The following is a 5,805-nucleotide window of genomic DNA, read 5'->3' as shown; positions in this document are numbered from 1 at the left end:
GATCTGATTGGACGAACGGTCCGTTCACTCACGTCTCGGTCGGGTGGGTGGTCGACGGAGCGTCCGGCCTCGCCGCTTCACGGAGCGATCTCGCTCGGGCGGCGTCGACGCCGCTGCCCGCACCTCTGGCGCCACCAGCGGCTCGACGCCGTGCTCGGCGTGCCCAAGAAGGCAGCGGAGGGCCCGTTCGGACTGCCCAACGAGAACCCGTGGGACTGCCTCGGGCACTGGGGCCGGCGCGCTCTGGACCTGCCGGACCCCCGGATCCGGGCCCGGCGTCCTGGTTCGAGCCGACGCTGCCCGAGCTCGGGCCGGTGTTGAGCACGCGACCTCGACCAACGGGATCACCGCGCTGTGGACGGCGGTGGAAGCCGCCCGCACCCTGGGCCTGATCACCTCGCCCGGAGGCCGTTGACGACGAGTTCGACGAGGGTCGGCGCGCGTGCGTCCCACTCGGCTTCGGGGATGCGGGACAGCCCGCCGAGCAGCAGCAGCACGTCGGCGGCGTCGATGTCCGCGCGGAACTCGCCCGCCGCCTCGCCCCGGTCGAGCAGCGCGCCGAGCGCCTCGTCGATGCGGTGGTGCTGGCCCGCGTGCAGGTCCTGCCAGGCCGACGCCTCGATCGCGGCCATCACGCCCCGCTTCACCCGCGCGTACTCGACGAGCCGCTGCAGCCAGCGGGTCATCGCCTCCAGCGGCGCGTGCTCGGCCAGCAGCGGTGGCACCTCGTCGACGAGCTGGCCCAGCTCCTCCCGGTAGACCTCGGCGAGCAGGTGCTCCCGGGTGGGGAAGTGCCGGTAGAGGGTGCCTTGGCCGACGCCGGCCGACTTGGCGACGGCGTGCAGCTTCAGCTCGGCCGCCGCACCGTTGGACCTGCTCAGCGCGTCGCGCGCGGCGTCGACGATGCGGTCGCGGTTGGCGGCGGCATCGGAGCGCAGTTCTCGGTCGGCCACGGTGCTCCCTTCGGTGGGCTTCCTCCGGCGGACAATCGGACAGTTGTCCGATACGGTGACGACCGCAACCGGACAACTGTCAGCTTAGACCTGGAGCCAGTGGGATGAACGGGCCGAACGACAAGATCATCGCCATCACCGGGGCCAGCAGCGGGATCGGCGCCGCCACCGCGCGGGAGCTCGCCGCCCGCGGCGCCACCGTCCTGCTCGGCGCCCGCCGCACCGACCGGCTGGACGAGCTCGTCGCGGGCATCCGCGCCGACGGCGGACGGGCGGAGGCGCTCGACGTCGACGTCACCCGCCGCGCCGACCTGCAGCGGCTCGTCGACCGGGCCGTCGAGGGCTACGGGCGCCTCGACGTGCTGGTGAGCAACGCGGGCATCGCGCGCGTCGCGCCCATGACCGACCTCGACGTCGACGACTGGGACGCCATGGTCGACGTCAACCTGCGCGGCGTGCTGCACGGCATCTCCGCCGCGCTGCCGCTGTTCCACCGCCAAGGCCGCGGGCACTTCGTCACCACCGCGTCCACCTCCGGCCTCAAGATCGTGCCGACGCAGGCCGTCTACGCGGGGGTCAAGAACGCGGTGCGCACCACGATGGAGGCGCTGCGCCAGGAATCCACCGACGGCTCGGTGCGCACCACCACCATCTCGCCCGGCTACGTCCGCACCGAACTCGTCGACCACGTCGAGGATCCGGCGCAGCGCGCGCAGTACCAGCGGCACATGGCCGAACTCGGCATCGGGCCCGACGCCGTCGCCCGCGCCATCGCGTTCGCCGTCGAACAGCCGGACGACGTGGAGATCGGCGACATCGTCCTGCGGCCCACCCGGCAGGGCTGACCGCGCCGGGCTCGAACGCTCAGGCGCGCTTGGATGAACGTCGGTCGGAAGGCGGCGAGTTCAGACGAACGAACAGTAGTGATCGCGATCACGCGCTTCCCAGACTTGGGCACCCCTGCCAACGGAGCTAGGAGAGCCCATGCCAGTGCAGACCGAGCACGACCCCCGGCTCCAGAAGACGCTGACCACCCGGCACCTGCGGATGCTGGCCCTGGGCGGCGTCATCGGTGCCGGGCTGTTCGTCGGGTCCAGCGCGATCATCGTCGAAGCCGGGCCCGGCGCCTTCCTCACCTACGCCATCACCGGCGTCCTGGTCTTCCTCGTGATGCGGATGCTCGGCGAGATGGCGTCCGCCAAGCCCACCACCGGCTCGTTCACCGACTACGCCGGGATGGCGCTGGGCCGCTGGGCGGGATTCACCACCGGCTGGTTGTACTGGTACTTCTGGGTCATCGTCGTCGGCTTCGAGGCCGTCGTCGGCGGCCAGATCATCCACGGCTGGGCGCCCGCGCTACCGGTCTGGGCGGCCGCGTTCGGGCTGCTGGTGGTGATGACCGGGGTGAACCTCCTGTCGGTGAAGACCTTCGGCGAGGCCGAGTACTGGTTCGCGGGCATCAAGGTCGCGGCGATCCTGGTGTTCCTGCTCGTCACCGGGCTCTACGTGCTGCACCTGTGGCCCGGGTCCACCGCCTCCCTGACGAACCTCACCGCGCACGGCGGGTTCCTGCCGCACGGCGTCGGCACCCTGTTCAGCGGAGTCGTCGTGGTCATCTTCGCGATGACCGGGGTCGAGGTCGTCACCATCGCCGCCGCCGAATCCGAGGAGCCCGGCCGCAACATCCGGCGCGCGGTGAACAGCGTGGTGTTCCGCATCCTGTTCTTCTTCGTGAGCTCCACCCTGCTCATCGTGATCGCACGGCCGTGGAACACCTTCACCGCCGGGGAATCCCCGTTCGTGGCGGTCTTCGACACCATCGGCATCCCCGGGGCCGGGGTGGCGTTGCAGGCGGTGATCCTGGTGGCGGTGCTGTCGGTGCTCTACACCTCGTCGCGGCTGCTGTTCGTGCTCGGCGCGCGGTGGGGACGCCCCGGCGTGGATGCACCGGGTCAACTCGCGCGGGGTGCCCGCGGCCGGGGTCCTGTCCTGCACGGTGGTCGGGTACGGCTGCGTGGTGCTCTCGGCGCTCTCGCCGGACACCGTGTTCCTGTTCCTGATCAACTCGTCCGGCGCGGTGTTCCTGTTCGTGTACCTGATGATCTGCCTGTCACAGCTGGTGCTGCGGCGGCGCTGGGAGCGCGAGGAGCCGGAGGTCTTCCAGATCCGGATGTGGGCCTATCCGGTGTTGCCGCTGCTGGTGACCGGGGCGATCGTGGCGGTGCTGGTGGCGATGGCGTTCAGCTCCGACGCGGGCACGCGCACGAGCCTCTACCAGAGCCTGCTGGCGTGGGGCGCGTTCCTCGCGATCTTCGGGCTGCGGTCGACGTTCGGGCGGCGCCGCGCGGCCGTGCTGGATGCGTCCCGGCGAGTTAAGAATTGATTTCGGCGAGCGCCGGAATTGTCCTGTAGGCACGCTGAATGGGGGTCCCGGCATTCTTGCCCGCCGGATTGAACACTCCGCCGGAGGTCCCCCGTCGGGTGGACGGAAGTGGAACTCAGGGTGTCGGGAAACCCCTCACCAGTCACTCGGCAAGCCTCTGGCCTGCGAGTTCCTCCGCTGGGCGTTGACCTAGGAAAACAGGTACTGTCTGCGACGTTCATTACACTTTCTCTGCGGAATGCTGCTCGATTCGGGTGAGGCGGTGTGGATCTTGACAACGGAGCGTGTGCGCCGCACCATTCCGTCCCAAGCATCGGAACGGGTTGCGCGGGCCGCCGGAACGTGGTCGCCCGACCCGGTGTGCCCTGAGAAGGACCCTCCACGCCGGCGAATCCGCGCATCGAGGCGAACCCCCGAGCGTCCGGAACGGCGACCCCGAGGAGTCGCGAGCAACCGCGCAGGCCGACCGCGTGGACGAGCAGAACGGAAATTCCGGACACAGTGAGCCAAGAAACCCTCCAGACCGGCGGCGATCCGAACGGGAAGCAGCCCGTCGACGCCGGAGACGCCGGCTACAGCAAGTCGCTGAAGGCGCGGCACATCAACATGATCGCCATCGGCGGCGCGATCGGCACCGGCCTGTTCCTCGGCGCGGGCGGCAGGCTCGTGCAGGCCGGGCCCGCGCTGGCCATCGCCTACGCGGTGTGCGGGCTGTTCGCGTTCTTCGTGGTCCGCTCCCTCGGCGAGCTCATCCTCTACCGCCCCTCGTCCGGCGCGTTCGTGTCCTACGCCCGGGAGTTCATGGGGGAGAAGGGGGCCTACACCGCCGGGTGGATGCACTTCCTGAACTGGTCCACCACCGGCATCGCCGACATCACGGCCATCGCGCTCTACGCCCACTTCTGGGCGCTGTTCTCCCCGGTCCCGCAGTGGGTGCTGGCGCTGATCGCGCTGGGCGTCGTGCTCGCGCTGAACATGGTGTCGGTGCGGCTGTTCGGCGAGATGGAGTTCTGGTTCGCCATCGTCAAGGTCGGCGCGCTGGTGCTGTTCATGCTCATCGGCATCTACCTGATCGTCACCGGCCACGCCATCGACGGTCACCAGGCCGGGTTCTCGGTGATCTCCGACAACGGCGGGGTCTTCCCCTCCGGGATCGTGCCGGTCGTGCTGATCATGCAGGGCGTCGTGTTCGCCTACGCCTCCGTCGAGCTCGTCGGCGTCGCCGCCGGTGAGACGGAGAACCCCGAGAAGATCATGCCCAAGGCGATCAACTCGATCATGTGGCGGATCGGGATCTTCTACGTCGGCTCCGTCGTGCTGCTCACGATGCTGATGCCGTGGAGCTCCTACAAGGACGGCGAGAGCCCCTTCGTCACCGTCCTCGCCAACCTCGGCGTCCCCTACGCCGGGGACGTGATGAACCTCGTGGTGCTCACCGCCGCCATGTCCAGCCTCAACTCGGGGCTGTACTCCACCGGCCGCATCCTGCGGTCCATGTCGCTGGCCGGCTCCGCGCCGAAGTTCACCGGCGCGATGAACAAGAGCCAGGTGCCCTACGGCGGCATCCTGCTGACCTCCGCGGTCTGCGTCGTCGGCGTCGGGCTCAACGCGGTCGTGCCGGAGCAGGCGTTCGAGATCGTGCTGAACTTCGCCTCGATCGGCATCCTCGCCACCTGGGCGATCATCGTGCTCAGCCACCTGCTGTTCGTGCGCAAGGCCAAGCGCGGCGAAGTGGAGCGGCCCGGCTACCGGCTGCCGTTCTCCCCGTACATCGAGTACGTCACGCTGGCGTTCCTGGCCTCCGTCGTGGTCCTGATGGGCTTCGACGAGACCGGGCAGATCACCCTGATGGCGCTGCCGGTGATCCTGATCGCGCTGGTCGTCGGCTGGTACTGCGTCCGCGGCCGCATCGACATGTCGAAGATGGAACGCGAGTAGTCCAGGCGACCTCCCGAGCGGGGGGGGGGGGGGGGGGGGGGGGCGGGGGCGCCCCCCCCGGGGGGGGGGCGGGGGGGGGGGGGGGCCCCCCCCGGCGGGGGGGGGGGGGCGCGCGGGGGCGGGGGGTGGTGCTGCGGCCGCGGGCGCTATCGCTATTTCTTCTCTTGTTCGGGGGGGGGCGCCCCCGGCGGGGGGGGGGGGGGGGGGGGGGGGGGGGCCCCCCCCCCCCACCCCGTTGTCGTTCCGCCTCCTGCGCGTGATCCACATCGGCTAGGGTCGGCGCCCATCGGCGGCCCGGGTGGGTCCGGGCGGGCACCGCGGAGGGACGGATGGACGACGCGGCTCCGAAGCTGCTGGGCGGGCGGTACCGGCTGGGCAGGCGCCTGGGACGCGGCGGCATGTCCGTCGTCCCCCCCCCGGGGGGCCCCCCGCGGGGGGGGCCCCGGGGGGGGGGGTGATTTAGGGCCCCCCCGGGCGCCCCCCCCCCCCGGGCGCGGGGGGGGGCGGCGCGGGGGGGGGCGCGGGGGGGGG

At 71.0% G+C, this 5,805-nt stretch carries 4 protein-coding genes and 1 pseudogene; 4 read left to right on the top strand and 1 reads right to left on the bottom strand.

Features of this window, described 5'->3' with window-relative positions:
- Window positions 1-392: 392 nt before the first annotated feature.
- A complete protein-coding gene (locus LCD31_RS06240) occupies window positions 393-953 on the bottom strand; it encodes a TetR/AcrR family transcriptional regulator (protein ID WP_224956560.1) in 561 nt (186 codons plus the stop codon).
- A gap of 104 nt (window positions 954-1,057) precedes the next feature.
- Here LCD31_RS06240 and LCD31_RS06235 point away from each other — a divergent pair, with 104 nt between their 5' ends.
- The 4 genes and pseudogenes from LCD31_RS06235 (at window position 1,058) to LCD31_RS06225 (ending at window position 5,274) form a co-directional block, all read left to right on the top strand.
- Window positions 1,058-1,798 (top strand): SDR family oxidoreductase, encoded by a 741-nt coding sequence (locus tag LCD31_RS06235; protein ID WP_224956559.1) that lies wholly within the window; start codon window positions 1,058-1,060, stop codon window positions 1,796-1,798.
- Between the two features lie 139 nt (window positions 1,799-1,937).
- Window positions 1,938-2,810 (top strand): annotated as a pseudogene (locus LCD31_RS28920) (amino acid permease); the annotation flags it as partial.
- Window positions 2,811-2,895: 85 nt separating this feature from the next.
- Window positions 2,896-3,336 (top strand): hypothetical protein, encoded by a 441-nt coding sequence (locus LCD31_RS28915; RefSeq protein ID WP_255623054.1) that lies wholly within the window; start codon window positions 2,896-2,898, stop codon window positions 3,334-3,336.
- Between the two features lie 606 nt (window positions 3,337-3,942).
- Window positions 3,943-5,274, top strand: coding sequence for an amino acid permease (locus LCD31_RS06225; protein WP_224956561.1), 1,332 nt, complete (start codon window positions 3,943-3,945; stop codon window positions 5,272-5,274).
- Window positions 5,275-5,805 lie beyond the last annotated feature (531 nt).

It is taken from the genome of Saccharopolyspora sp. 6M, from assembly GCF_020176775.1.
Classification (GTDB): domain Bacteria; phylum Actinomycetota; class Actinomycetes; order Mycobacteriales; family Pseudonocardiaceae; genus Saccharopolyspora_C; species Saccharopolyspora_C gregorii.
Note: the sequence above shows the minus strand (reverse complement) of the source record. Positions and strands in the feature narration are given on the sequence as shown.